19 protein-coding genes and 1 pseudogene are annotated in these 23,640 nt (G+C 67.8%); 12 read left to right on the top strand and 8 right to left on the bottom strand.

All coding sequences use genetic code 11. The annotated features are described in order from the left end of the window. Positions 1-223: 223 nt before the first annotated feature. Both U5809_RS06625 and U5809_RS06620 read left to right on the top strand, forming a co-directional pair. Entirely contained in the window at positions 224-1,630 is a 1,407-nt protein-coding gene (locus tag U5809_RS06625; protein ID WP_322085944.1) for a selenium-binding protein SBP56-related protein, read from the top strand. Then, on the top strand, positions 1,627-2,292 hold the full coding sequence (locus U5809_RS06620; RefSeq protein ID WP_322085943.1) for a hypothetical protein: 666 nt from the start codon (positions 1,627-1,629) through the stop codon (positions 2,290-2,292). The genes U5809_RS06625 and U5809_RS06620 overlap by 4 nt, the downstream gene beginning before the upstream one ends. Before the next feature lie 42 nt (positions 2,293-2,334). On the opposite strand, the gene U5809_RS06615 is transcribed toward U5809_RS06620, so the two are convergent. Next, entirely contained in the window at positions 2,335-3,840 is a 1,506-nt protein-coding gene (locus tag U5809_RS06615; protein WP_322085942.1) for a hypothetical protein, read from the bottom strand. Between the two features lie 226 nt (positions 3,841-4,066). Here U5809_RS06615 and U5809_RS06610 point away from each other — a divergent pair, with 226 nt between their 5' ends. Together U5809_RS06610 and U5809_RS06605 are read left to right on the top strand one after the other, a co-directional pair. Beyond that, positions 4,067-4,822 carry a hypothetical protein gene (locus U5809_RS06610; protein ID WP_322085941.1) on the top strand — a complete coding sequence of 252 codons (756 nt, stop codon included), beginning with the start codon at positions 4,067-4,069 and terminating at the stop codon, positions 4,820-4,822. A gap of 352 nt (positions 4,823-5,174) precedes the next feature. Next, positions 5,175-5,684 (top strand): flavin reductase family protein, encoded by a 510-nt coding sequence (locus U5809_RS06605; RefSeq protein WP_282505851.1) that lies wholly within the window; start codon positions 5,175-5,177, stop codon positions 5,682-5,684. On the opposite strand, the gene U5809_RS06600 is transcribed toward U5809_RS06605, so the two are convergent. Beyond that, positions 5,671-6,171 (bottom strand): Lrp/AsnC family transcriptional regulator, encoded by a 501-nt coding sequence (locus U5809_RS06600; protein WP_006477992.1) that lies wholly within the window; start codon positions 6,169-6,171, stop codon positions 5,671-5,673. The two genes, U5809_RS06605 and U5809_RS06600, sit on opposite strands and share 14 nt — an antisense overlap. A gap of 130 nt (positions 6,172-6,301) precedes the next feature. On the opposite strand from U5809_RS06600, the gene kynB reads away from it, so the two are divergent. From kynB to kynA, 3 genes are all read left to right on the top strand, one after another. Beyond that, on the top strand, positions 6,302-6,943 hold the full coding sequence (gene kynB / locus U5809_RS06595; RefSeq protein WP_322085940.1) for an arylformamidase: 642 nt from the start codon (positions 6,302-6,304) through the stop codon (positions 6,941-6,943). 25 nt (positions 6,944-6,968) lie between these two features. After that, complete coding sequence (gene kynU, locus U5809_RS06590; protein ID WP_415877930.1) at positions 6,969-8,222, top strand: kynureninase; 1,254 nt, start codon at positions 6,969-6,971, stop codon at positions 8,220-8,222. 89 nt (positions 8,223-8,311) lie between these two features. Beyond that, positions 8,312-9,235 (top strand): tryptophan 2,3-dioxygenase, encoded by a 924-nt coding sequence (gene kynA / locus U5809_RS06585; RefSeq protein ID WP_322086111.1) that lies wholly within the window; start codon positions 8,312-8,314, stop codon positions 9,233-9,235. 20 nt (positions 9,236-9,255) lie between these two features. Here kynA and U5809_RS06580 read toward each other — a convergent pair whose 3' ends face one another. The 4 genes from U5809_RS06580 to mdlC form a co-directional block, all read right to left on the bottom strand. Further along, positions 9,256-10,653, bottom strand: coding sequence for an MFS transporter (locus U5809_RS06580; RefSeq protein ID WP_322085939.1), 1,398 nt, complete (start codon positions 10,651-10,653; stop codon positions 9,256-9,258). A 258-nt stretch (positions 10,654-10,911) separates the two neighbouring features. After that, positions 10,912-11,856 (bottom strand): 2-dehydropantoate 2-reductase, encoded by a 945-nt coding sequence (locus U5809_RS06575; protein WP_322085938.1) that lies wholly within the window; start codon positions 11,854-11,856, stop codon positions 10,912-10,914. A gap of 14 nt (positions 11,857-11,870) precedes the next feature. After that, positions 11,871-13,322, bottom strand: coding sequence for an aldehyde dehydrogenase (locus U5809_RS06570; protein ID WP_322085937.1), 1,452 nt, complete (start codon positions 13,320-13,322; stop codon positions 11,871-11,873). A 29-nt stretch (positions 13,323-13,351) separates the two neighbouring features. Next, positions 13,352-14,959, bottom strand: coding sequence for a benzoylformate decarboxylase (gene mdlC, locus U5809_RS06565; protein ID WP_322085936.1), 1,608 nt, complete (start codon positions 14,957-14,959; stop codon positions 13,352-13,354). 99 nt (positions 14,960-15,058) lie between these two features. Between mdlC and U5809_RS06560 the strand changes: the two genes are divergently transcribed. From U5809_RS06560 to U5809_RS06545, 4 genes are all read left to right on the top strand, one after another. Next, positions 15,059-15,970: a LysR family transcriptional regulator gene (locus U5809_RS06560; RefSeq protein ID WP_282505857.1), complete on the top strand. Its 912-nt coding sequence runs from the start codon at positions 15,059-15,061 to the stop codon at positions 15,968-15,970. A gap of 222 nt (positions 15,971-16,192) precedes the next feature. Then, the gene (gene dalD / locus U5809_RS06555; RefSeq protein ID WP_322085935.1) at positions 16,193-17,587 is read left to right on the top strand and encodes a D-arabinitol 4-dehydrogenase; all 1,395 of its coding nucleotides are present in this window, start codon (positions 16,193-16,195) and stop codon (positions 17,585-17,587) included. A gap of 83 nt (positions 17,588-17,670) precedes the next feature. Then, complete coding sequence (gene xylB / locus U5809_RS06550; protein ID WP_176051636.1) at positions 17,671-19,152, top strand: xylulokinase; 1,482 nt, start codon at positions 17,671-17,673, stop codon at positions 19,150-19,152. Positions 19,153-19,201: 49 nt separating this feature from the next. Further along, a complete protein-coding gene (locus U5809_RS06545; RefSeq protein ID WP_322086110.1) occupies positions 19,202-20,215 on the top strand; it encodes a sugar-binding transcriptional regulator in 1,014 nt (337 codons plus the stop codon). A gap of 22 nt (positions 20,216-20,237) precedes the next feature. On the opposite strand, the gene U5809_RS06540 is transcribed toward U5809_RS06545, so the two are convergent. Next, on the bottom strand, positions 20,238-21,449 hold the full coding sequence (locus U5809_RS06540; protein WP_322085934.1) for an MFS transporter: 1,212 nt from the start codon (positions 21,447-21,449) through the stop codon (positions 20,238-20,240). 163 nt (positions 21,450-21,612) lie between these two features. Between U5809_RS06540 and U5809_RS06535 the strand changes: the two are divergent. Further along, a pseudogene (locus U5809_RS06535) lies at positions 21,613-22,494 on the top strand (LysR family transcriptional regulator); the annotation flags it as partial. 22 nt (positions 22,495-22,516) lie between these two features. Here the strand turns inward: U5809_RS06535 and U5809_RS06530 are convergent. After that, positions 22,517-23,626 carry a sn-glycerol-3-phosphate ABC transporter ATP-binding protein UgpC gene (locus U5809_RS06530; RefSeq protein ID WP_322085933.1) on the bottom strand — a complete coding sequence of 370 codons (1,110 nt, stop codon included), beginning with the start codon at positions 23,624-23,626 and terminating at the stop codon, positions 22,517-22,519. Between the last annotated feature and the right edge of the window lie 14 nt (positions 23,627-23,640).

Below are 23,640 nucleotides of genomic sequence, written 5' to 3'. Positions count from 1 at the left end.
CGCGCATCCGCCCCGCCCCTGGCGCGGCGATCCGGCCCATCGCCTTTACCCGCCTCCCCCGTTTTCACGATCTGATGCACGACGCCGCGCGTGGCACCGACACGTGCGTCCGCCTGCCGATCGCACCCGCCGGCACGATACGCGCCGCGCGGCCATCCCGACCCGCACGCCCGCAACGAACGGCCGTGCGTTCACGATCCAAACCCATCGAGAGGGCATCACCATGAGCATGCGGCCTGACCCGACGTTTCACGCTTCACCCGAGCTTGCGATGCAGGCGCCGGCGGAAGAGTTTGCCTATACGTTGTTGCTGAGCCCCGATTTTTCCAGACCCGACGCGCTCGCCGTGATCGACGTGAAGCCCGGTTCGCCGACCTACGGAAAAATCGTGCATACGGTGACGATGCCGAACACCGGCGACGAGTTCCACCACTTCGGCTGGAATGCGTGCTCGTCGTCGCTGTCGCCGCTGACCGGCCATGCGTTCCTCGAACGCCGCTTCCTGATCATCCCCGGCCTGCGCTCGTCGCGCATCTACGTGATCGACACGAAGCCGCACCCGACGCAGGCGCGCATCCACAAGATCATCGAACCCGACGAGATCTTCGCGAAGACCGGCTATTCGCGCCCGCACACCGTGCACTGCGGCCCCGAGGGCATCTACGTGAGCACGCTCGGCGGCGCGGGCAAGGACGGCACCGACGGCGCGCCCGGCATCTTCATCATGGATTGCGAGACGTTCGACGTGCTCGGCCGCTGGGAGATCGACCGCGGCTCGCAGGACAAGCACTACGACTTCTGGTGGAACCTGCCGCGCGACTACATGGTGTCGAGCGAATGGGCGCTGCCGCCGCAATTCGAGAACGGCATCGTCCCCGAGGACCTGCTCGCGAACAAGTACGGGCACCGGCTGCATTTCTGGGACCTGCGCGCGCGGCGCAACGTGCAGACGATCGATCTCGGTGCGCAACACCAGATGGCGCTCGAGGTGCGGCCCGCGCATGACCCGGCGCGCGAATACGGGTTCGTCGGCGTCGTGGTCGACACGACGAATCTCGAAGGCTCGATCTGGACCTGGTGGCGCGAAGACGGCAAGTTCCATGTGAAGAAGACCGCGACGATCCCGCCCGAACCGGCCGCGGCCGACGAGCTGCCGCCGCTGCTGAAAGGGTTCGGCGCGGTGCCGCCGCTCGTGACCGACATCGACCTGTCGCTCGACGACCGCTTCCTCTACGTGTCGTGCTGGGGCACCGGCGAGATGCGCCAGTACGACGTGTCGGATCCGATGAATCCGGTGCTCGCGGGGTCGGTCCGCATCGGCGGCATCGTGCGCCGTGCGCCGCACTCGAACGGCCGCGCATTCGCGGGCGGCCCGCAGATGGTCGAGATCAGCCGCGACGGCCGGCGCGTGTACTGGACCAACTCGCTGTATTCGACGTGGGACGACCAGTTCTATCCGGATGGCGTGCCGGGCGCGCAGGTGCTCGCGCATGCGGGGCCGGAAGGCGGGCTGACGCTCGCAGACGATTACTGGGTCGAGTTCCCCGACGGCTATCGCGCGCACCAGATCCGGCTCGAAGGCGGCGACTGCTCGACCGACTCGTTCTGCTATCCGTCGGTCAGGCGTTGAGCACCGGCCTGCACGCGCAGGCTGCCCTGTGGGCGGCCGTGCTCGCGAGCGGCGTCTATCACGGGCTCAATCCCGCGATGGGCTGGCCGCTCGCGGTGTCGAACGCGCTGATGACGCGCCGCGGCGCGGCGCTCGTCACGGCGCTCGGCTATCTCGCGCTCGGCCATGCGCTCGCGGTGTTCGCCGTGATGCTGCCGTTCGGGCTGCTCGCCGCGCTGCTCGCGTGGCAGTCGGCGATCCGGATCGGCGCGAGCGCACTCGTGATCGGCTTCGGCGCCGTGCTGCTGATCCGGCGCCGGCATCCACGTGCGCTCGCGCGGATCCCGCCGGCGCGGCTCGGCCTGTGGTCGTTCGCGGTCGCGATCGCGCACGGCGCGGGGCTGATGCTGGTGCCGGTCTACCTCGGGCTGTGCGGGCTCGACCGCGACGCCGGCCACCGCGCGGCGGCCATGCTCGTCGATGCGCATCTCGGGATGGCGCTCGTCGTCGCAGCCGTGCACGCGGCCGCGATGATCGCCGCCGGCGGCGGGCTCGCGTGGCTCGTGTACCGCTATCTCGGGCTGAAGTTCGTGTCGCGGAGCTGGTTCAATCTCGATGCGGTGTGGGCATCGAGCCTGATCGTGACGGGCGCGTTGTCGCTCGGGCTGGCGGCGGCGCGATAGCCGTGGAGTTTCAATAGCAAGCCAAGGACGAAGCGAGTGCTTTCATTGGCGGTCGGCAACCCTGGCAGACCAAGAATTTCCTTCGCTAGCCCCCAAAGACAACTGAATTGGCACCCCGGCCTCGACAACTGCGGGGCCAACCGTCCTAACCACCACAGTAGGACAGGTAACATCAATCTCAAAAGGCCCGAAATCGCGGCCGAACACCGTAATATTTAGTTGCGGTTGATTGAGACGCATCGCTACTGGTCGTTGATTCGCAATAATCTCGCGTAGCTCCTCAGCCGGTTCAGTTGGCACAAGGTTAATCTCAATCGTCGGGTCTTCAGCCTTGCCGATGTCAATTATCGCAAGTAACTGCGAGATATCGCCCTGGTCCCGTAGTACGTCGCCAAGGTCCGCAGGCATTGAAAGATTAAGGTCAAAGAAACCATCCAGCTTCCTGAGATTCGAAACCTCGTCCATGAAGGCACGCAATACACGGAACTGCTCGCTCCCATCAATGACACCAGAGCTGAAATCTGATTCAATTCCCTCGTAAGTGCATTGGACTTCTACAGGAACAGCCTTGCTCATCATTTCAAGAATCTGCTGCAGGCGAGAAAAATGTGGAAGCTGCCTAACTGGCTTTTTCCCCCATGCCTCAAGGTTGAAATTCAGCTTGAAATCTGGGCTCTTCATTGAATAATCGGCCGCCACAGTTAATGTCAGCATTCCCCCCATTGTTGAACCAATGAAGCGAAAGCCTTTGCCGCCATGTGTCACCTGCCCAGAGAACTCAAGGTACAACGGCATTTCGGCTGCTGCATTCAGAACCACGGTCATCATGAGCGTCCGAGGATGACTCGAAGCATGCAGACGGGTCGTAACAACATCGCCCGACAGAAAGAGCGGCGAACCTTCCATCCGCACTTCCAATCCTTCGAGGACCAAGTTGCCGCCGTAGTCCATGAACTCGCGCAGCTCGTCAAATTCTCGGCGGTGGCCGCCTGTGCGGATCACGAGCCGAGCATCGACTGGCTCCTTCGGCCGCAATTCGTACACAGGCCCAGTCGCGCCCATACTCACCGCGACATCGAAGCGTGGATCCAGCCGCTCTTGCCGCACTGCTTCCTGGCTGCAGAAAAGCGATATCGCTCGTTGGATTGCTGATGGAGTTTGCAGTGCCGGCACATGGCTGCCGGGAGGCCGACCAGCGCGTGCGCTGGCCTGCCATTCAGCATCCGCCTTGATGCGCAACAGTTCAGCAGGCTCATATGAGTCAGGGTCTCGGTCAATGAGGTCGGCACAAGTTGCGCAAGCCCAGATCCCGTTTTCGATAGCGGAGCGTTCGCCAGGTGTCTGGTTCTCGTCGTAGCGTGGACCACCACGTGCAGCAGCTTTAATGTGTGCGGCCTTGCCTAACGAAAACCTCTTGTCTGCCGTTCCCTTCTTCGGACCGAGTGTCGGAGCGTCGCATAGCGAACAATGATAATTGACTCGTTCCGCAAGTGCCTGCTTTACCTTGGGACTGAAGTCATCCCTCGTTTTTCCGGTAGTAGTCCCCATTCTATCCTGCTGTTTCCTCATAGTTATCGTCGACATTTTACCTACAGACCTTGAACACTTCCACGAACGCGTCACCGCTCTGCGAGCAGGCGAAGCGCCTCATCGCGGTTCGCGCTCCTACGGCGCGCTCATCCGATAGATAAGCCTGCGACATTTGAATACAAACCATCTACTCTCAAGTACGTTGTAACATCGTCAAACAACGACGACTACCAACAAGGAAATCATGATCGAACCGATTACGGCTCTAACCGTCGGCCGTTACGTTGCCGAAAAGGCCAGCGATAAGCTTGTCGACTCTGGAATAGAGTGGCTTGAAAAGAACGTCACTTCTCGATGGAATAAACATCGAGGGAGGAGATTTCTCGCCCAGCTGGTCGAAGAGCTGCGAAAGCAAGGAGAGGTCAGATATGAGTCAGCGACGTTAAATGAGCTGCTGGCAAAAATCATAAAAAGCGACAAAGAGACTTCCGAGCTATTCGATGCGTATCGGCGTGTAGCACTGTGTGCGAGTAAAGATATCGGCCCGATGGTAATCGCGGTATTTGTCGCCGGTCTTTGGGAGAGAAACGTCGAAGCGGGTGACGAAGAAGAGCAACTTTTTATGGCCGCCGAAGCATTGAACGACCGCGATTTCGTCGAATTCATTCGATGGTTCACGGAAAAAAGCACAGAGGCCATGGCTCCGAAACATGAGAATCTGAAGTTGCCAGATGTCCCCGGGTTGAAGGTCCTTGAGCGAGTTACAGCAAAAGCAACGAGAAATACATTTCACAATGGTGAAACGCCAATCAATCTCTTCACCGACGTAGGTGCTTTTGCCCCGAAGTTACAAAATCTGGGCGTGCTCGTACACTTCACCCGACCTGCGAGAGGCTCTGACCCGCACCGCGTAGACCACTTCGTTGGAGTTACCGGCGCCGCATTGCGGCTGTATCTCGTGGCAAATCGAGTCGCGACGGCAAAGCACGCTTCAATATGACCCAGCATTGGCAACCCTCGCCGGCGCGCAACTACAACCGCTCCACGTCGCTCCAATCTTCATTCTCTGGTGTGGAGCAAGTTGTGGACAACATGTGTACCGTACTCGATACGAGGTGCGTGCCTACGTATTCGAGTACATCGAGCCTTTTTACAATTCGCCCCATCGCAGTGTTCGCTACGCCACCCTGCCCCCGCAATGCGCCGTCCGGCCGGGCTCGACCGCCCCGATTCCGCTAAAATCGGGCCATGCGCACCCCTTCCCAATCGACCGCCTTGTCGCCTTTCGTCCGCCGTGCCCGCCTCACCCGCGTCGCGCCGCGCCTGCCCGTCTCGTTCCGGATGGTGGCCCGATGAGCCGCGCCAACCCGCCGGATTTCGACGCGGCCGCCTTCCGGCAAGCACTCGGCCAGTTCGCGACGGGCGTAACGGTGATCACGACGCGCGCGCCGTCCGGGCAGCTGATCGGCATCACCGCCAGCTCGTTCAACTCGGTTTCGCTCGACCCGCCGCTCGTGCTGTGGAGCCTCGCGCACAAATCGGCGTCGACGCCCGTGTTCCGCGGCAACAGCCACTACGTGGTGAACGTGCTCGCGGCCTCGCAGCTCGACCTGTGCAAGCGCTTCTCGACCTTCAAGGGCGACCGCTTCGAAGGGATCGCGCATGCGGCCGGCAACTCCGGGATGCCCGTACTCGACGGCGCGCTCGCGTGGTTCGAATGCCACAACCGCAGCCGCTACGATGAAGGCGACCACGTGATCTTCGTCGGCGAAGTCGAACGCTGCGGCGTGCGCGCGGTATCGGACACGGCCCCGCCGCTCGTCTTCCACGGCGGCGGCTTCCACGGCCTTACACCGCTTTGATCGCCCCCGTGCGCGCCAGCCCGACCGGCGCGCCGGCTTCATCCTTCAGCGTCTGCAGCACGATGTTCGAACGGATGTCCATCACGCCCGGCGCCTTGTAGAGCCGGTTCAGCACGAAATCCGAATAGTGCTTGAGGTTGTGCGCGAGCACGCGCAGCAGATAGTGGCTCTCGCCCGTCACGACGAACGCGCCGACCACCTCCGGCCATTCGCGCAGCGCTTCCGCGAAGCGCTCGTGCCATTGATTCTCTTCGTTGCGCATCGACACCTGCACGAATGCCTCGAGCTCGAAGCCGAGCTTCTCGCGGCTCAGGCAAGCGCGATAGTGCTCGATCACGCCTTGCTCCTCGAGCAGGCGCATGCGGCGCAGGCAGGCGGATGGCGAAAGCGAAATCCGTTCCGCCAGGTCGAGATTGCTGATTCTGCCCTCCTCCTGCAGTACCGCCAGAATCCGGCAGTCGGTGGCATCGAGCGTGATCGCGTGCATTTATGGTCCCCGTTTTCCCTCTGAGTCGAATTATCTGCCAATCCGGTGGATTGTCCATGTTTATTTCGCAAGCACTTTCTGCGAGCGTCCACCTATCATTCGAAGGATCGACTCACCGATTCGTCATGCCATGGACACACTCTGGGACATCTCGCCGCCTGTCAGCCCCGCCACCCCCGTGTGGCCGGGCGATACGCCGGTTTCCGTCGAACGCGTGTGGCGGATGGAGGCCGGCTCGCCGGTCAACGTCGCGCGCCTGACGCTGTCGCCGCACACCGGCGCGCACTGCGACGCGCCGCTGCATTACGACGCCGACGGTGCGCCGATCGGCGCCGTGCCGCTCGATACCTATCTCGGCCCGTGCCGCGTGATCCATTGCATTGGCGCATCGCCCGTCGTGCAGCCGGCCGACATCGCGGCCGCGCTCGACGGCGTGCCGCCGCGTGTGCTGCTGCGCACCTATGCGCGCGCCAGCGTCGAGCAGTGGGACAGCCATTTCTGCGCGGTCGCGCCCGAGACCGTCGACCTGCTCGCCGCCCGCGGCGTGAAGCTGATCGGCATCGATACGCCGTCGCTCGACCCGCAGGAATCGAAGACGATGGATGCGCATCACCGCGTGCGCGCGCACCGGATGGCGATCCTCGAAGGCATCGTGCTCGACGACGTGCCACCCGGCGACTACGAACTGATCGCACTGCCGCTGAAGTTCGCGACGCTCGACGCGAGCCCCGTGCGCGCGGTGCTGCGCGCGCTGCCCGCGCGTGCTTCCTGATTACCCCGACCAACGACCCCACATCATGATCAAGACCCGTGAAGACGCGCTCGCACTCGACCGCGACGACCCGCTTGCCCCGCTGCGCGACCAGTTCTCGCTGCCCGACGGCGTGATCTACCTCGACGGCAACTCGCTCGGCGCGCAGCCGAGCGCATCGGCCGCGCGCGCGCAGCAGGTGATCGGCGCCGAATGGGGCGAAGGCCTGATCCGCAGCTGGAACACGGCCGGCTGGTTCGCACTGCCGCGCCGCCTCGGCGACAAGCTCGCGACGCTGATCGGCGGCGCGCCCGGCGAAACGGTCGTCACCGATACCATCTCGATCAACCTGTTCAAGCTGCTGTCGGCGATGCTGCGCCACCAGGCCGAGCGCGCACCGGAGCGCCGCGTGATCGTGTCGGAACGCTCGAATTTCCCGACCGACCTGTATATCGCGCAAGGGCTGATCGAACAGCTCGGCGGCGACTACGAGTTGCGCCTGATCGACGATCCGGCCGACCTGCCGGCCGCGCTCGGCGCGGACACGGCCGTCGCGATGATCACGCACGTGAACTACCGCACCGGCTACATGCACGACATGCCGGCCGTCACGCAGCTCGTGCACGACTCGGGCGCGCTGATGCTGTGGGATCTCGCGCACTCGGCCGGCGCGGTGCCGGTCGACCTGAACGGCGCGCGCGCCGACGGCGCGGTCGGCTGCACGTACAAGTACCTGAACGGCGGCCCCGGCTCGCCCGCGTTCGTGTGGGTGCCGCAGCGCCATCTCGCACATTTCTCGCAGCCGCTGTCGGGCTGGTGGGGCCACCGCGCGCCGTTCGCGATGCAGCCGGCCTTCGCGCCCGATCCGGGCATCGCGCGCTTCCTGTGCGGCACGCAGCCGATCGTGTCGATGTCGATGGTCGAATGCGGGCTCGACGTGTTCCTGCAGACCGACATGCACGCGATCCGCCGCAAGTCGCTCGCGCTGACCGATGCGTTCATCGCACTCGTCGAAGCGCGCTGCGCAGGCTTGTCGCTGAAGCTCGTCACGCCGCGCGCGCATCACCAGCGCGGCTCGCAGGCGAGCTTCGAGCATCCGCACGGCTACGAAGTGATGCAGGCGCTGATCGCGCGCGGCGTGATCGGCGACTACCGTGAGCCGTACGTGCTGCGCTTCGGCTTCACGCCGCTTTATACGCGCTTCGCCGACGTGTGGGATGCCGTCGAGACGCTGCGCGACATCCTCGCCACCGACGCGTGGAAGGCGCCCGAGTTCGCCGAACGCGGCGCGGTGACCTGACCGGCCCTGCCCGGCGCGCGCCGCGGTCACGCGGATCGCGCGCCGCGCCCCGTCATTCAAATCTGGAGATAGTCGTGAATTCTGGTCATATGCAGCCACCCGGCGGCGACGCGCCGGCGGGCTGCCCGTTCTCGGGCGCACGCGCCGCACAACCGGCGCAGGCCGCGCACGAAGCGCCGCACGTGCCCGGCGATGCCGGCTGGCACAACGCGCAACTCGATTTCTCGAAGTCGATGAGCTACGGCGACTACCTGTCGCTGAATTCGATCCTCGACGCGCAGCATCCGCTGTCGCCCGATCACAACGAGATGCTGTTCATCATCCAGCATCAGACGAGCGAGCTGTGGATGAAGCTCGCGCTGTTCGAACTGCGCGGCGCACTCGAGGCGGTGCGCACCGACGCGCTGCCGCCCGCATTCAAGATGCTCGCGCGCGTGTCGCGCATCCTCGAGCAGCTGGTGCAGGCGTGGAGCGTGCTGTCGACGATGACGCCGTCCGAATACTCGGCGATGCGCCCGTATCTCGGCCAGTCGTCGGGCTTTCAGTCGTACCAGTATCGTCAGCTCGAATTCCTGCTCGGCAACAAGAACGTGCAGATGCTGCAGCCGCACGCGCACCGGCCCGACATCCTCGAACAGGTGCGCGCGACGCTCGAGGCGCCGTCGTTCTACGACGAAGTCGTGCGTCTGCTCGCGCGGCGCGGGTTCCCGATCGCGCCGGAACGGCTCGATCGCGACTGGACGCAGCCGACGCGACACGACGAGACGGTCGAAGCCGCGTGGCTCGAAGTGTATCGCCACCCGCAGCAGCACTGGGAGCTGTACGAGATGGCCGAGGAACTCGTCGACCTCGAAGACGCATTCCGCCAGTGGCGCTTCCGTCACGTGACGACCGTCGAGCGCATCATCGGCTTCAAGCAGGGCACCGGCGGCACGAGCGGTGCGCCGTACCTGCGCAAGATGCTCGACGTCGTGCTGTTCCCCGAGCTCTGGCACGTGCGCACCACGCTGTAACGCACGTCATGCGCCCGCCGTCACGACGACGTGCGGGCCAGCTCCTCTCCTTCGCGCGGCTGCGCTGCCGCACGTGAAAGCCGCGGGATATGCCGTCGCACGACGAGCAGCGCGACGCAGACAACGCCCATCGCGATCGCCAGCATCGTCAGATAGGCCGTGGCGCCGCCCGTCGTGATCACGATCGCGCCCGCGAACGCGCTGAGGATCGCGCCGAGCCGGCCGAACGCGAGCGCGCTCGCGGTGCCCGTCGCGCGCACGGCGGTCGGATAGATGTAGGCGCAGAGCGCATACATGGTTGACTGAACCGCGTTGACGAACAGCCCGTGCAGGCCGAGCCCGACGATCAGCCAGCTCGTATGGCGGCTGGCATCGACGCCCATCAGCCACACCGCACTCACCGCGCCGCCGATGCTGCACAGCGCGAGCGGCCAGCGCGACCCGGCATGCGCGATCGCCCATGCGCACAGCAGCGCGCCGATCACGCCGCCGAGGTTGTACGCGGTAAGCCCCGCCCCCGCGACCGACACGCTCAACCCGCTCGCCGCGAGCATCGTCGGCAGCCAGCTGAACGCCGCATACACGGCCAGCAGGCACATGAAGAACGCGCACCACAGCGCGATCGTGTCGCGCGCCTGACCGCGCTCGAACAGCGCGCCGAAGCCGCCGCGGCCACCTGCCGCGCGTGCATCCTTCATGTCGGTAAATGCCGTGCCCGGCGCGACGGGCCGCTCCATCCGCGCGAGCAGCGCGCCGAGTTCAGGCCAGCGCGCGGGGCGCCGCGCAAGATAGCGCGGCGATTCCGGCAGCGCGCGCACGAGCAAGAAGCCGAGCACGAGCGGCAGCGCACCGCCCGCGAAGAACAGCCCGCGCCAGCCGTAACGCGGCAGCACCTCGTGCGCGAACAGGCCGGCCAGCATCCCGCCGAGCGGCACGCAGACGATCGTCGCCGTCACCATCATCGTGCGGCGCCGCGCCGGCGTGTATTCGGCCGTCATCGTGGTGGCCGTCGGCAGCGCGCCGCCGATCCCGAGCCCCGCGAAAAAGCGCAGTATCGCGATCGCCGCGACATCGGGCGCGAAGCCGATCGCGCAGGTCGCGATACCGAACAGGAACACGCTGCCGATCACGGCCTGGCGGCGGCCGAAGCGGTCCGCGACGATTCCCGCGCACGCGCTGCCGATGCCCATGCCGATCAGCCCGGCCGCGACGGCCGGCGCAAACGCGCCGCGCGTGATGCCCCATTCGCGGATCAGCACCGGAATCGCGAAACCGATCAACTGGCCGTCGAAGCCGTCGAGCACGATCGCGAGCGCGGCGAGCAGCACCACATAGCGCTGCATCGTCGTGAACGGCCCGTCGTCGAGCGTCGTGCCGATGTCGACCGACGGCGGCGGCACTCCGTCGCGCGAGCTCATGCGGCCTCCCGTGCGCCGCGCGGCGGCGGCAACGTGCGCGAGCGGCGCGCGGCATGACAACTGCATTCGTTGGCTTTCATGGCGTCTCCAGTTGTCCGGGCTGGTGCGCAAGCGCGTGCCCGGATCGCTTGATGCGCGGCCGCCGGCGTCGATGCGCCGGTGCCCGCACGGTGTCCCCTCCGTGACGATCCGGCGCCATCGCCCGTCCGTCGTGCGCGCGTCTCGTCATGCGGCGCCAGCCGGCCGCCGGCCTGATGCTCAGTCCTTCCGCGCGTCGATCAGCCGGACGAGCGCGAGCATCGTCTCGGTATGCGGAACCGCGACGCCCGTTTCGCGCGCAGCCGCCACGACCTTGCCGCTGATCGCGTCGATTTCCGTGCGGCGGCCCGCCAGCACATCCTGCAGCATCGACGGACGATGGCCGCGATGTTCGCGGATCGCATGCTCGACGTTGCGCGCGATGCGTTCTCCATCGACCGCGATGCCCTTCGCGCGGGCGACGGCGGCCGTCTCGGCAGCAATCGCGAGCGCGAGCTGCGGCCCGTCGTGATGATTGCCGAGCTGGTCGACCGAGCAGCCGGTCGCCGCGCACAGCGTGTTGAGCGCCGCGTTGAACGCGACCTTTTCCCATATCGCGGCCCACACGTCGGCATCGAGCGTGCACGCGAGCCCCGCGTGCGACAGCGCGTCGGCCACGGCAGTCGCGAACGGGCGCGCCGCGCCGTCGGCCGTCATCATGCGGATCGTGCCCGCACCGTGCGAGCACACGTGCGCAGGCCCGGCCGCATCGGCCGGCCACGTCGTCACGCCGACCAGGATGCGCTCGAGCGGCACGAACGCATTCAGCGCCTCGACATTGCCGAGCCCGTTCTGCAGCGTCAGCACGCAGGTGTTCGGTGACAGCAGCGCACGCACACCGTCGAGCGCGGTACGCGTATGCAGCGACTTCGTGAAAACGATCAGCAGATCGAACGGTGTATCGGGCAAGGCAAGCGCATCCGCACTCGCCACTTCCGGCCGCACGGCCTGCAACGCGCGGATGCGCCGTTCGCCGCGGTCGTCGTCGATGCGCAGCCCGTCGCGGCGAATCGCGTCGAGATGCGCGTCGTTCACGTCGATCAGCGTGACGGCTTCGCCGCTTTCGGCGAGTAGCCCGCCGAACAGCGAGCCCATCGCGCCCGCTCCCAGAATCGCGATCCTCATCGTCGATGGCCTCGTCAGAACGGGTAGTGGCGCGGTGCGGTCTGCACGGTGATCCAGCGCAAGTCCGTGAACGCAGCGATGCCGGCCTTTCCGCCGAAGTGGCCGAAGCCGCTGTCCTTCACGCCGCCGAACGGCATCTGCGCCTCGTCGTGCACGGTGGGGCCATTCACGTGGCAGATGCCCGATTCGACGCGAGACGCGACGCGCAGCGCACGCGCGACGTCACGGCTGAACACGGCCGACGACAGCCCGAACGCGTTGTCGTTCGCGCAGCGGATCGCGGCTTCTTCGCCATCGACGCGTACGATGCCCTTCACCGGGCCGAACGATTCTTCCGCGTAAATGCGCATCGCCGGCGTCACATGGTCGAGCAGCGTCGCCGGAAACAGCGTGCTGTCGGCCTTGCCGCCGCACAGCAGCGTTGCGCCGTGCGCGAGTGCATCGTCGATCAACGCGTTGCAGCGCTCGACGGCTTTCATGTCGATCAGCGAACCGAGCACGACGGGCCCGTTGCGCGGGTCGCCGAGCGGCAGCGACGCGGCCTTGTCGGCGAGCTTCGCGGCGAATGCATCGGCAATCGATGCGTCGACAATGATGCGCTCGGTCGACATGCAGATCTGCCCGGAATTCGCGAACGCGCCGAACGCGGCCGCCGCGACGGCCGCGTCGAGATCGGCGTCGTCGAGCACGACGAACGGCGCCTTGCCGCCGAGCTCCAGCACCGACGGCTTCAGGTGGCGCGCGCACACTTCCGCGACGATCCGGCCGACCCGCGTCGAGCCCGTGAAATTCACCCGGCGCACGGCCGGATGCGCGATCAGTGCATCGACGACGGCGCCCGCATCCTCCGGCGCATTGGTCACGAAGTTGACGACGCCCGGCGGCAGCCCGGCCTCCTGCAGCGCCTCGACGATCAGCCCGTGCGTGACCGGGCACAGCTCCGAGCCCTTCAGCACGACCGTGTTGCCGCACGCGAGCGGCAGCGCGAGCGCGCGTGTCGCGAGGATCACCGGCGCATTCCACGGCGCGATGCCGAGCACGACGCCGGCCGGCTGCCGCACGCCCATCGCGAGCGAGCCCGGCACGTCGGACGGAATCAGTTCGCCGCCGACCTGCGTGGTCAGCGACGCGGCCTCGACGAGCCCACTCGCGGCAAGGTGCACGTTGAAGCCGGCCCATAGCGCGGATGCGCCCGTCTCGGCCGCCATCGCCGCGACGAACTGCTCGTGTTTCGCTTCGAGCGCGGCAGCCGCCTTCAGCAGCAGCGCGCGGCGCGCGCCGGGGCCGAGCGCGGCCCACTCGGGGAACGCGCGGGCGGCCGCATCGGCTGCGGCTCGCGCATCGTCGACGCTACACGCGGGCGCTTCGGACGCAATTTCGCCGTCGAGCGGGTTACGGCGCACGAAGGTCGCGCCGCTGGACGAATGGCGGCGTTCGCCGCCGATCAGCATCGATACGGTTTGCATGGATTCTCCGGAAAGACGCGCACCGCGCGTCAGGCAATCTCGACTTCGACGACGACCGGCGTCGCCGCACGCAGCGCGTCGGTCAATGTATCGCGCAGCTGCGCCGCATCGGCAACGCGTACGCCGCGACAGCCCATCCCTTGCGCGAGCGCGACGAAATCGAGGTCGGGCAGATCGGTGCCCTGCACGGGGTCGTCGGGGCCGAAGCCGAACACGGGCGCGAAATCCTGCAGCGCCGCGTAACGGCGATTGTTCAGGATCACGAACGTGATCGGCAGCTTCAACTGCGCGGCGCTCCACAGTGCCTGGATCGAATACAGGCTCGAGCCGTCGCCGATCAGCGCGATCACGCGCCGCTCAGGGTGCGCAAGCGCGACGCCGACGGTGGCCGGCATTCCGTAGCCGAGCCCGCCGCTGTCCATCGTGTAGAACGTGCCGCTGCGCGTGAACGGCAGGTGTTCCTGCATCACCGGTCGCGCGCTCGGCGCCTCCTCGACGACGATGTCGTGCGCATCGCGCACGTCGGCAAGCGTCTGCAGTGCGAATGCGACCGACATGCGCTCACCGGCGGCCGGCGCGTCGACGCGTGCACGCGGTGCGCGCGGCGCGGGCATCGGCCGCTCGGGCGGCGCCGGGCGCGCCAGCAGGTCGCGCGCGGCAAGCCTCAGGTTACCGACGACCGCGTCGCCGGACGGCGTCCACGCGGCAATGCCCGGATCGTCGACGAGCTGCACCAGCGTCGCGCCCGGCGGCACGTGCGGGCCGAAGCCTTCGATGTGATAGGTGAACGCGGGCGCACCGTACGCGAACACGAGGTCGTGCCCGTCGAGCCGCGCGACGATCTTCTCGCGGATCGCGGGCAGGAATCCCGCGAACAGCGGATGGTCTTCGGGGAAGCTGCAGCGCCCCGACATCGGCGCGACGTACACGCGCGCACGGTGCCGCTCGGCGAGCCGCACGACGTCGTCCCACGCGCCCGCGCGATCGACGGCCGCGCCGACCACGAACGCGGGACGCCGCGCGGCGTCGAGCGCGTCGCCAAGTCGCGCGAGCGCATCGGGATCGGGCCGCACGACGCTGCTGACCTCGCGCCGCGGCAACAGTTCGGCCGGCTGATCCCAGTCGTCGACCGGAATCGACACGAACACGGGGCCGCGCGGCTCCTGCATCGCGATGCGGTACGCACGCGCGATCGCGGCCGGCACGTCCTGCGCGCGCGCCGGTTCGATGCTCCATTTCACGTACGGTTTCGGCAGTTCGGCAGCCTGCGTCGCGCCGAGGAACGGATCGAACGGCAAAATCGCCCGCGCCTGCTGGCCCGCGGTGACGATCAGCGGCGTGCGGTTCTTGAATGCGGTGAAGAGATTGCCCATCGCATTGCCGACGCCCGCCGCCGAATGCAGGTTGACGACCGCCGCGTTGCCGGTGGCCTGCGCATGGCCGTCGGCCATCCCGACCACGACGGCCTCTTGCAGGCCGAGCACGTAACGAAAATCGTCCGGGAAATCGCGGAACATCGGCAGCTCGGTCGATCCGGGATTGCCGAACACGCGGTCGATGCCGAACTGGCGGAACAGGTCGATCACGGCGTCACGAACGGTGACCGGTGCGGCGGATGGGGGCGGGTGGCCGGACATGCTCGGGTGTCTCCTCGATGGCTTGGCGATTTCCACAGTATCGAAGCGCAAGCCATTCTCTGATACTGTATTTTTTGAGATAAGCCATTACATTCCGGCATGACTTTCGATCTCCGACAATTGCGCGCCTTCACGACGATCGTCGCGTGCGGCAGCCTCGGCCGCGCCGCCGACGCGCTGCATGTGACGCAGCCGGCGCTGAGCCGGATCCTGAAGCGGCTCGAGGATCAGGTCGGCGCGCCCTTGTTCGAGCGCCACTCGAAAGGCGTGCAGCTCACCGCGTTCGGCGAGGCGCTGCTGCCGCACGCGACGCTGCTGCAGCACGAGGCCGAGCACGCGCGCGAGGAACTCGACGCGATGCGCGGGTTCGCGAAGGGCACGATCAAGGTCGGCACGGTGGGCAGCATCGCGAGCCTCGTGCTGCCGGTCGCGGTCGGTCGCGTGCTCGACCGTTGGCCGAACCTGCGCGTCGAGATCATCGAAGGCGTGTGGGACCGGCTCGCGGAAGGGCTGAACAAGCACGAGATCGATCTCGCGTTGTCCGCGCACGGACCCGACACCGACGAGATCGTCGCGATTCCCGAGTGCCGCTGGGAAGATCGCAGTCATATCGTTGCGGCGCCGCAGCATCCGCTGCGCGCGCTCGGCCGCGCGCCGACGCTCGCCGATACGCTGCACGCGCGCTGGGCGATTCCGCCGCGCGGCACCGCGCCGTTCGACCACATGCGTGCGACCTTCGACGCGCACGGGCTCGCGCTGCCCGACATCGCGGTCGAGACGCGTTCGGTCACGACGCTGAAGAGCCTCGTCGCGCATGCCGGCTTCCTGAGCTGGATGGCCGAGCCGATGTACGGCGCCGAGCAGCGCGCCGGCACGATCGACACGTTGCCGGTGCGCGAAGTCGTCGCGGTGCGCACGCTCACCGCGTTCCGGCGCCGCCACGGCATCCTGCCGGGGCCGGCCGGCAAGCTGCTCGAGGAACTCGTCGCGTTGACGCGCGAGGGGCGCTGACGGCGCTACCCGGCCGGCGGCTCATCCATCCCCTCCGCCCTTCCTGCCCTTCCTGCCCTTCCTGCCCATCTAGCCCTTCCGGCCTTCCCGCCCGCCGCAGCGCACCATCGAAATGCCGTTTCCCCGCCTTGACTTTCGCTCGCCCGAATACGATCATTCGCTCACATAAAGAGCAAATGATCGTATTCGACTGGAAAGACTGGCACGAACAGGAGACACCGGATGAGCGCATCGCCCTCCGCCCGCGCGCCCGTGCTGCTGCACATCGGCGCGGGCTCGTTTCACCGCGCGCACCAGGCGTGGTATCTGCATCGCGTGAACGCGGCCGTGCCGGCCGACGAACGCTGGTCGCTGACCGTCGGCAACATCCGCGACGACATGCGCGCGACGATGGACGCGCTCGCCGCGCAGCACGGCGCCTACACGCTCGAAACCGTCACGCCGCAAGGCGAGCGCGCGTACGAGACGATCCGCGCGATCACGCGCGTGCTGCCGTGGTCGATCGACCTCGCCGCGCTGATCGACGCCGGCGCCGATCCGGCATGCCGGATCGTGTCGTTCACCGTCACCGAAGGCGGCTACTACCTCGACGAACACAACCGGCTCGACATCGCAAACGCCGATCTCGCCGCCGACCTGCAGGGCGCGCGCACGACGCTGTACGGCGCGCTCGCGGCGCTGCTCGCCGAACGCATGAAGCGCGGCGCGGGCCCGCTCACGCTGCAGAGCTGCGACAACCTGCGCAACAACGGCGCGCGCTTTCGCGCGGGGATGCGCGAATTCCTCGAACGGCGCGGTGAAACCGCCCTCCTCGCGTGGTTCGACGCGAACGTCGCGACGCCGAGCGCGATGGTCGACCGCATCACGCCACGCCCGACCGCCGACGTGCGCGAGCGCGTACTCGCGGCCACCGGTATCGACGACGCGTGCCCGGTGATGGGCGAATCGTTCATCCAGTGGGTGATCGAGGACCGCTTCGCGGCCGGCCGGCCGCGCTGGGAGCTGGCCGGCGCCGAACTCGTCGACGACGTGCATCCGTACGAGGAAGCGAAGATCCGCATTCTCAACGCGACGCACAGCTGCATCGCGTGGGCCGGCACGCTCGCGGGCCATACCTACATCCACGAAGGCACGCACGACGCGGCGATCCGGCGCTTCGCGCACGATTACGTGACGCAGGACGTGATCCCGTGCCTGACGCCGAGCCCGCTCGATCTCGCGCGCTATCGCGACGTCGTGCTCGAACGCTTCGGCAACCCGTACGTGCTCGACACGAACCAGCGCGTGGCGGCCGACGGCTTCTCGAAGATCCCCGGCTTCATCGCACCGACGCTCGTCGAATCGTTCGCGCGCGGCGCGGCGCCGGTCGCCACCGCCGTGCTGCCCGCGTTGTTCCTGCGCTTTCTCGAACGCTGGGCGCGCGGCCTGCTGCCGTATGCATACCAGGACGGCGTGATGGATGAAAGTGCCGCGCGGGCGATCGTCGACGCCGACGATCCGGTCGTCGCGCTGTGCGCGAGCCGCGCGCTGTGGGGCTCGCTCGCCGGCAACGCGGCGCTGTTCGAGGCGCTGCGCGGCGCGCTCGCGCGGGTCGACGCATGGCTGGCACAACGCTGACGCGCATCCGGGCGAACCTGCCTTGGCATGTGCGCTGTCGCGCGGCTAAAGTAGCGACTCCCCACTGACGGAACGAATCGCTCATGTATCTCGGCATCGACCTCGGCACCTCGGAAGTGAAGGTATTGCTGCTGGCCCCCGACGGCACGGTCGTCGGCACGGCCGGCACGCCGTTCACCGTGTCGCGGCCGCATCCGCGCTGGGCAGAACAGCATCCGGACGACTGGTGGCGAGGCACGCTCGCCGCGCTCGCAACGTTGCGTGAGCGGCACCCGCACGCGTTCGCGCAGGTGCGCGGCATCGGCCTGTCGGGACAGATGCACGGCGCCGTGCTGCTCGGCCGCGACGACCGCGTGCTGCGCCCCGCGATCCTGTGGAACGACATGCGCAGCGCCGACGAATGCGCGCTGCTCACCGAACGCGCGCCCGATCTCCATGCGCTGGCCGGCAATCTCGCGATGCCGGGCTTTACCGCGCCGAAACTGCTGTGGGTCGCGAAGCATGAACCCGACGTGTTCGCCGCCACCGCCTGCGTGCTGATGCCGAAGGACTACCTGCGGTTCCGGCTGACCGGCGCGAAAGTCTCCGACCCGTCGGACGCGGCTGGCACGCTGTGGCTCGACGTCGCGCGCCGCGACTGGTCCGACGCGCTGCTCGCTGCGTGCGACATGACCCGCGACCAGATGCCCCGCATCGTCGAGGGCAACGCGCCGTCCGGCACGCTGCGCGCGGACGTCGCGCGCGAGCTCGGGCTGTCGGAGGCCGTCGTGGTCGCGGGCGGCGGCGGCGACAACGCGACGAGCGCGCTCGGCATCGGCGCGATCCACGCGGGCGACGGCTTCGTGTCGCTCGGCACGTCGGGCGTGCTGAGCGTGGTCGGCGACCGCTTCATGCCGAACCCCGCATCGGCCGTGCATGCGTTCTGCCACGCCATCCCCGATCGCTGGCAACTGATGAGCGTCGTGCTGTCGGCCGCGAGCTGCCTGCGCTGGGTCTGCAAGCTGACGGGCACCGACGAGCCCGCACTGCTCGCCGAAGTCGAAGCGCTCGACGCCGACGCGCTCGCGACGGCGCCGCTGTTCCTGCCCTACCTGTCCGGCGAGCGCACGCCGCACAACGATCCGTACGCACAAGGCGTGTTCTTCGGGATGACGCACGCGACCGAGCGCGCGCATCTCGGCTACGCGGTACTCGAAGGCGTGACGCTCGGCCTCGCCGACGGCCTCGACGCGCTGCATGCGGCCGGCGTCGAAACCGACCAGTTGTCGCTGATCGGCGGCGGCGCGCGCAGCGCGTTCTGGGCGCAACTGATCGCCGACGCGCTGAACGTGCGCACGCGCCAGATCGGCGGCGGCGAGACGGGCGCGGCGCTTGGCGCGGCACGGCTCGGCTGGCTGGCCGTCGGCGGCGACCCGCACGCGGTGCTGACCAAGCCGCCGGTGCGCGCCGAATACGCGCCGGACGCCGCCCGCCATGCGCGGCTGCGCGAACGCCTCGACGCGTTCCGCTCGCTGTACCGTCACGTCCAGCCGCTGTACGAACCGTCGCGCACGCGGCTCGCGTAGGCCTGATTGCGGGGCAGCCCGCACGACATGCGTTACAGTGGACGCCGTCGTGCGGCCTGCCGGCCGGCCCGCGGGGCAGCCCCCTGATCCGAACCGAATCGCTATCGTGTCCAAGTCCTCAGAAAAACTCGATCTCGCCACGCGTGCCGCGTGGCTCTACTACGTCGCGGGCGACACGCAGAACGAAATCGCCGAGAAGCTGCAGGTCTCGCGCCCGGTCGCGCAGCGCCTCGTCGCGTTCGCGGTCGAGAAGAACCTGATCCGCGTGCGCGTCGATCACCAGCTCGCCGACTGCCTCGATCTCGGCGCGCAGCTGTCGAAACGCTACGGCCTCGCGATGTGCGAAGTCGTGCCCGTCGATGCCGATGCGCCCGACGCGATCGACCGCAAGCTCGCGGTCGCCGGCGCGCAGGTGATGGAGCGCTATCTGAACGAAACGCGGCCGATGGTGATCGCGGTCAGCAGCGGCCGGACGCTGAAGGCTGCGGTCGCGCAGATCGCGCAAATCGAGCGCCCGCAGCACCGGCTCGTGTCGATGGTCGGCGCGATCGCGGCCGACGGGTCGTCGAACCGCTACGACGTCGCGCAGTACATCTCCGAGAAAACCGGCAGCAAGCACTTCCTGCTACCCGCGCCGCTGTTCGCCGACAGCAACGCCGAGCGCGCGCAGTGGTGCAATCACCGGCTGTACCGGATCGTCGAGGCACTGTCGGGCCAGGCCGACGTCGCGTTCGTCGGGATCGGCAACATCGGCCCGCACTGCCCGCTCTACGAAGACGGCTTCATCACCGAACGGGAGCGCGACGAGATGACCGCGCTCGGCGCGGTGGCCGAACTGCTCGGCGTGCCGATCGACGCGCAAGGCAAGCTGATCGACGTGTCGACCAGCGCACGCGTGACGAGCGTGGCGCTCGCGTCGCCGCCGAAGCTGCCGACGATCGCGTTCGCCGGCGGCCCGAAGAAACACGACGCGGTGATCGCCGCGCTGCGTGGCGGCTGGCTGTCGGGGCTCGTCACCGACGAAACCTGCGCGCGTGCCGCGCTCGCCGCGAAGGCGGCCTGACACCGCCGACGGGCACGCCCGCTCAGGCCGCGCGCGGCGCGGGGAACGCATGCCGGCGCGCGCGCCACGCGCCGAGCCACGCGGCCGCCAGCAGGGCGACCAGCACCCACGGAATCGCGCCGGCGCCCGTCGCATCGAGCAGCATCCCGCCCGCGATGCCGCCACCGGCGATCGCCAGATTCCACACCGTCACGAGCATCGACTGCGCGACGTCGGCCGACTCGCCCGCCGCGTTCGCGGCAGCCGTCTGGAACAGCGTCGGCGCGCCGCCAAACGCGAGCCCCCACAGCGCAACGCCCGCGTAGACGATCGCCATCCCGGAACCGGCGCCGAGCATCAGCGCCGCGAGCGCGAACAGCGCGATGCTGGCGAGCGTCAGCCGCCGTTGCGCGGCGCCGATCCATGCGCCCGTCAGCGCGATGCCGGCCAGCGACGCGATACCGAACACGAACAGCACCACATCGACCTGCGCGCCCATCCGCACGCCTGCCAGGAACGGCGCGACATACGTGTACAGCATGTTGTGCGCGAGCACGTACGCGAACATCACGGTCAGCACCGGCCGCACGCCGGGCAGCGTCATCACGCCGAGCACCGGCTCGCGCGCGCCGGCGGACTGCCCCGCGTAATCGGGCACGCGCAGGCGGATCCAGCCGATCAGCGCGAGCGCCGCCAGCGTGATCAGCGCGAACGCGACGCGCCAGCCAAGCGCGGCACCGAGCGCGGTGCCGGCCGGAATGCCGATCGACATCGCGACCGGCGCGCCGAGCATCGCCACCGCGATCGCCCGGCCGCGCAGCGAAGCGTCGACCATCCGGCTCGCATAGCCGGCCAGCAACGCCCACAGCAGCCCGGCCGCCATGCCGGCGACGAAGCGCGCGACGAGCGTGAGCGCGTAGTACGGCGACACGGCCGTCAGCGCGTTCGACACGACGAAGCCGGCGAGCGCCGCGAGCAGCAGGCGGCGCCGGCGCATCGCCCGCGTCGCGGCGACGAGCGGAATCGCCGCGACGATCGAGCCGAGCGCATAGACGGTCACGAGCTGGCCGATCAGCGCCTCGGGCACGCGCAGGTCGGCGCTCATCAGCGGCAGCAGGCCGGCCGGCAACGCTTCGGTGAGGATCGTGATGAAGGCGGCCGTCGCGAGCGCCAGCAGGTTCGCGACCGGCAGGCGTTCGGCCGCCTGCGCCGGCTGGCCGGCAACGCGGCCGTCCATCGACGGGCAATCGCTCATGATGCGCTCCCGGCTTCGACGCGACGGGCGGTGACAGGCAGGAATGACATGGCGTGACCTCGAACAGTGAAGGAACGCCCATCGTAGGGAGCCGGCGCGAGAAGAAAAACCGGGGTAGAGTTCCGGACACTCCGGACGCCGGTGTCCGCAATCGGGATCTCGCATGGAAAATCTGGGCGGTTTCGTCGTGTTCGTTCAGGTCGCTGAAACCCGCAGCTTCGTCGCGGCCGGCCGCGCGCTCGGGCTGTCGGCTTCGGCGATCGGCAAGCGCATCGCGCGGCTCGAGGCGCGCCTGAACGTGCGGTTGTTTCACCGCAGCACGCGCAGCATCACGCTGACGGCCGAAGGCACGCGCTTTCTCGAACGATGCCGGCGCGTGATCGCCGAGATCGAGGCGGCCGAACGGGAATTGACGCACAGCACCGAAGCGCCGCGCGGCCGGCTGCGCGTGAGCCTGCCGACGATCGGCACGCTGCTGCTGCCGGTGCTCGCCGATTTCATGGCCGCGTATCCGGAGATCGAGCTCGACATCGATTTCAGCGACCGGCTCGTCGACGTCGTCGACGAAGGGTTCGACGCGGTGTTGCGCACCGGCCAGCCTTCAGATTCACGGCTGTCGTCGCGGCTGCTCGGCCATTTCCGCCAGCACCTCGTCGCGTCGCCCGCGTATCTCGACCGGCACGGCACACCACGCACGCCAGCCGATCTCGCACGGCATCGCTGCCTGCACTATCGCTTCCCGACCAGCGGCAAGCTCGAAACCTGGCCGCTGCGCGTGCCGCGCACCGGTACGCCGCCGGAGGTACCGGTCGCGATGGTCAGCAACAGCGCGGAAGCGCGCCTGTGCTTCGCGCTGCGCGGGCTCGGCATCGCGTGCCTGCCCATTTTCTTCGTGCGCGACGCGCTCGAGGACGGCACGCTGCGCGCGGTGCTCGACGAACACGTCGCGAGCTGCGCGCCGATCCACGTCCTGTGGCCGTCAGGCCGGCACCCGACGCCGAAGCTGCGCGCATTCGTCGACTACATGGCCGAACACCTGCGCATCCGAGCAGCGCAGGCGCCGGTCGTCACGCAGCCTTCGCATGCGCGCTCAGCCGGCGGAACGCCTGGCCGTGCTCGTCGAACAGATGGCAGTGCTCGGCCTGCGCATGCACGCGCAACGCCTCGCCGGTGCGGTACGTGTCGAGCGGCGGAATCCGCGCGATCAACCCGTCGGACGCCGCGGCCGACTCCGCATACAGATAAGCCGAATCGCCGAGCGACTCGACGGCCATCGTCCGTGCGGCAACCCCCGTCGCGCCCGCGTCGACCAGCAGGTGTTCGGGCCGCACGCCGACGGTCACCGCGGCGCCGCGTTGCAGCCCGGACGCGTCCACCGCGACACGCTGCGTCTCGCCGCTGTCGAAACGCACGAGCACGCCGAGCGCATCGACCGATTCGACCGTACCCTTCAGGAAGTTCATCTTCGGCGAGCCGATGAAGCCCGCGACGAACTGGTTCGCCGGCGCGTGATACAGCTCGTTCGGCGTGCCGACCTGCTGCACCGCGCCGCCCGACAGCACGACGATCTTGTCCGCGAGCGTCATCGCTTCGACCTGGTCGTGCGTCACGTAGATCATCGTCGTCTTCAGCTCGTCGTGCAGCCGCGCGAATTCCAGCCGCATCTTCACGCGCAGCGCGGCGTCGAGGTTCGACAACGGTTCGTCGAACAGGAACACCTTCGGCTTGCGCGTGATCGCGCGGCCGATCGCGACGCGCTGCCGCTGGCCGCCCGACAGCTGCTTCGGCTTGCGGTCGAGCAGGTGATCGATGTGCAGGATCTTCGCGGCCTGCTTCACGGCCTGGTCGATCTCGGGCTTCTTCGCGCCCGCGAGCTTCAGGCCGAACGCCATGTTGTCGTACAGCGTCATGTGCGGGTACAGCGCATACGACTGGAACACCATCGCGATGCCGCGCTTCGCGCTCGGCACCTCGTTGACCTTCGCTCCGTCGATCAGCAGGTCGCCGTTCGAAATATCCTCGAGGCCCGCGATCATCCGCATCAGCGTGGATTTGCCGCAGCCGCTCGGCCCGACGAACACGACGAATTCACCGTCGGCGATATCGAGGTTCACGTTGCGCAGCACGTCGGTGTCGTCGTAGCGCTTCGCGATGTTGCGCAGGAGCACGCTTGCCATGATCTGTCTCCGTT

The organism is Burkholderia sp. BCC1999, from assembly GCF_905339975.1.
Lineage (GTDB): Bacteria > Pseudomonadota > Gammaproteobacteria > Burkholderiales > Burkholderiaceae > Burkholderia.
Note: the sequence above shows the minus strand (reverse complement) of the source record. Positions and strands in the feature narration are given on the sequence as shown.

Coding starts and splice junctions, on each gene's coding strand:
- xylB (WP_176051636.1), top strand. CDS start 17,671: ATGTATCTCGGCATCGACCTCGGCACCTCGGAAGTGAAGGTATTGCTG.
- kynU (WP_415877930.1), top strand. CDS start 6,969: ATGATCAAGACCCGTGAAGACGCGCTCGCACTCGACCGCGACGACCCG.
- U5809_RS06575 (WP_322085938.1), bottom strand. CDS start 11,856: ATGAGGATCGCGATTCTGGGAGCGGGCGCGATGGGCTCGCTGTTCGGC.
- dalD (WP_322085935.1), top strand. CDS start 16,193: ATGAGCGCATCGCCCTCCGCCCGCGCGCCCGTGCTGCTGCACATCGGC.
- U5809_RS06625 (WP_322085944.1), top strand. CDS start 224: ATGAGCATGCGGCCTGACCCGACGTTTCACGCTTCACCCGAGCTTGCG.
- U5809_RS06600 (WP_006477992.1), bottom strand. CDS start 6,171: ATGCACGCGATCACGCTCGATGCCACCGACTGCCGGATTCTGGCGGTA.
- kynA (WP_322086111.1), top strand. CDS start 8,312: ATGCAGCCACCCGGCGGCGACGCGCCGGCGGGCTGCCCGTTCTCGGGC.
- U5809_RS06570 (WP_322085937.1), bottom strand. CDS start 13,322: ATGCAAACCGTATCGATGCTGATCGGCGGCGAACGCCGCCATTCGTCC.
- U5809_RS06610 (WP_322085941.1), top strand. CDS start 4,067: ATGATCGAACCGATTACGGCTCTAACCGTCGGCCGTTACGTTGCCGAA.
- U5809_RS06580 (WP_322085939.1), bottom strand. CDS start 10,653: ATGAGCTCGCGCGACGGAGTGCCGCCGCCGTCGGTCGACATCGGCACG.
- U5809_RS06540 (WP_322085934.1), bottom strand. CDS start 21,449: ATGAGCGATTGCCCGTCGATGGACGGCCGCGTTGCCGGCCAGCCGGCG.
- U5809_RS06605 (WP_282505851.1), top strand. CDS start 5,175: ATGAGCCGCGCCAACCCGCCGGATTTCGACGCGGCCGCCTTCCGGCAA.
- U5809_RS06615 (WP_322085942.1), bottom strand. CDS start 3,840: ATGGGGACTACTACCGGAAAAACGAGGGATGACTTCAGTCCCAAGGTA.
- kynB (WP_322085940.1), top strand. CDS start 6,302: ATGGACACACTCTGGGACATCTCGCCGCCTGTCAGCCCCGCCACCCCC.
- mdlC (WP_322085936.1), bottom strand. CDS start 14,959: ATGTCCGGCCACCCGCCCCCATCCGCCGCACCGGTCACCGTTCGTGAC.
- U5809_RS06560 (WP_282505857.1), top strand. CDS start 15,059: ATGACTTTCGATCTCCGACAATTGCGCGCCTTCACGACGATCGTCGCG.
- U5809_RS06530 (WP_322085933.1), bottom strand. CDS start 23,626: ATGGCAAGCGTGCTCCTGCGCAACATCGCGAAGCGCTACGACGACACC.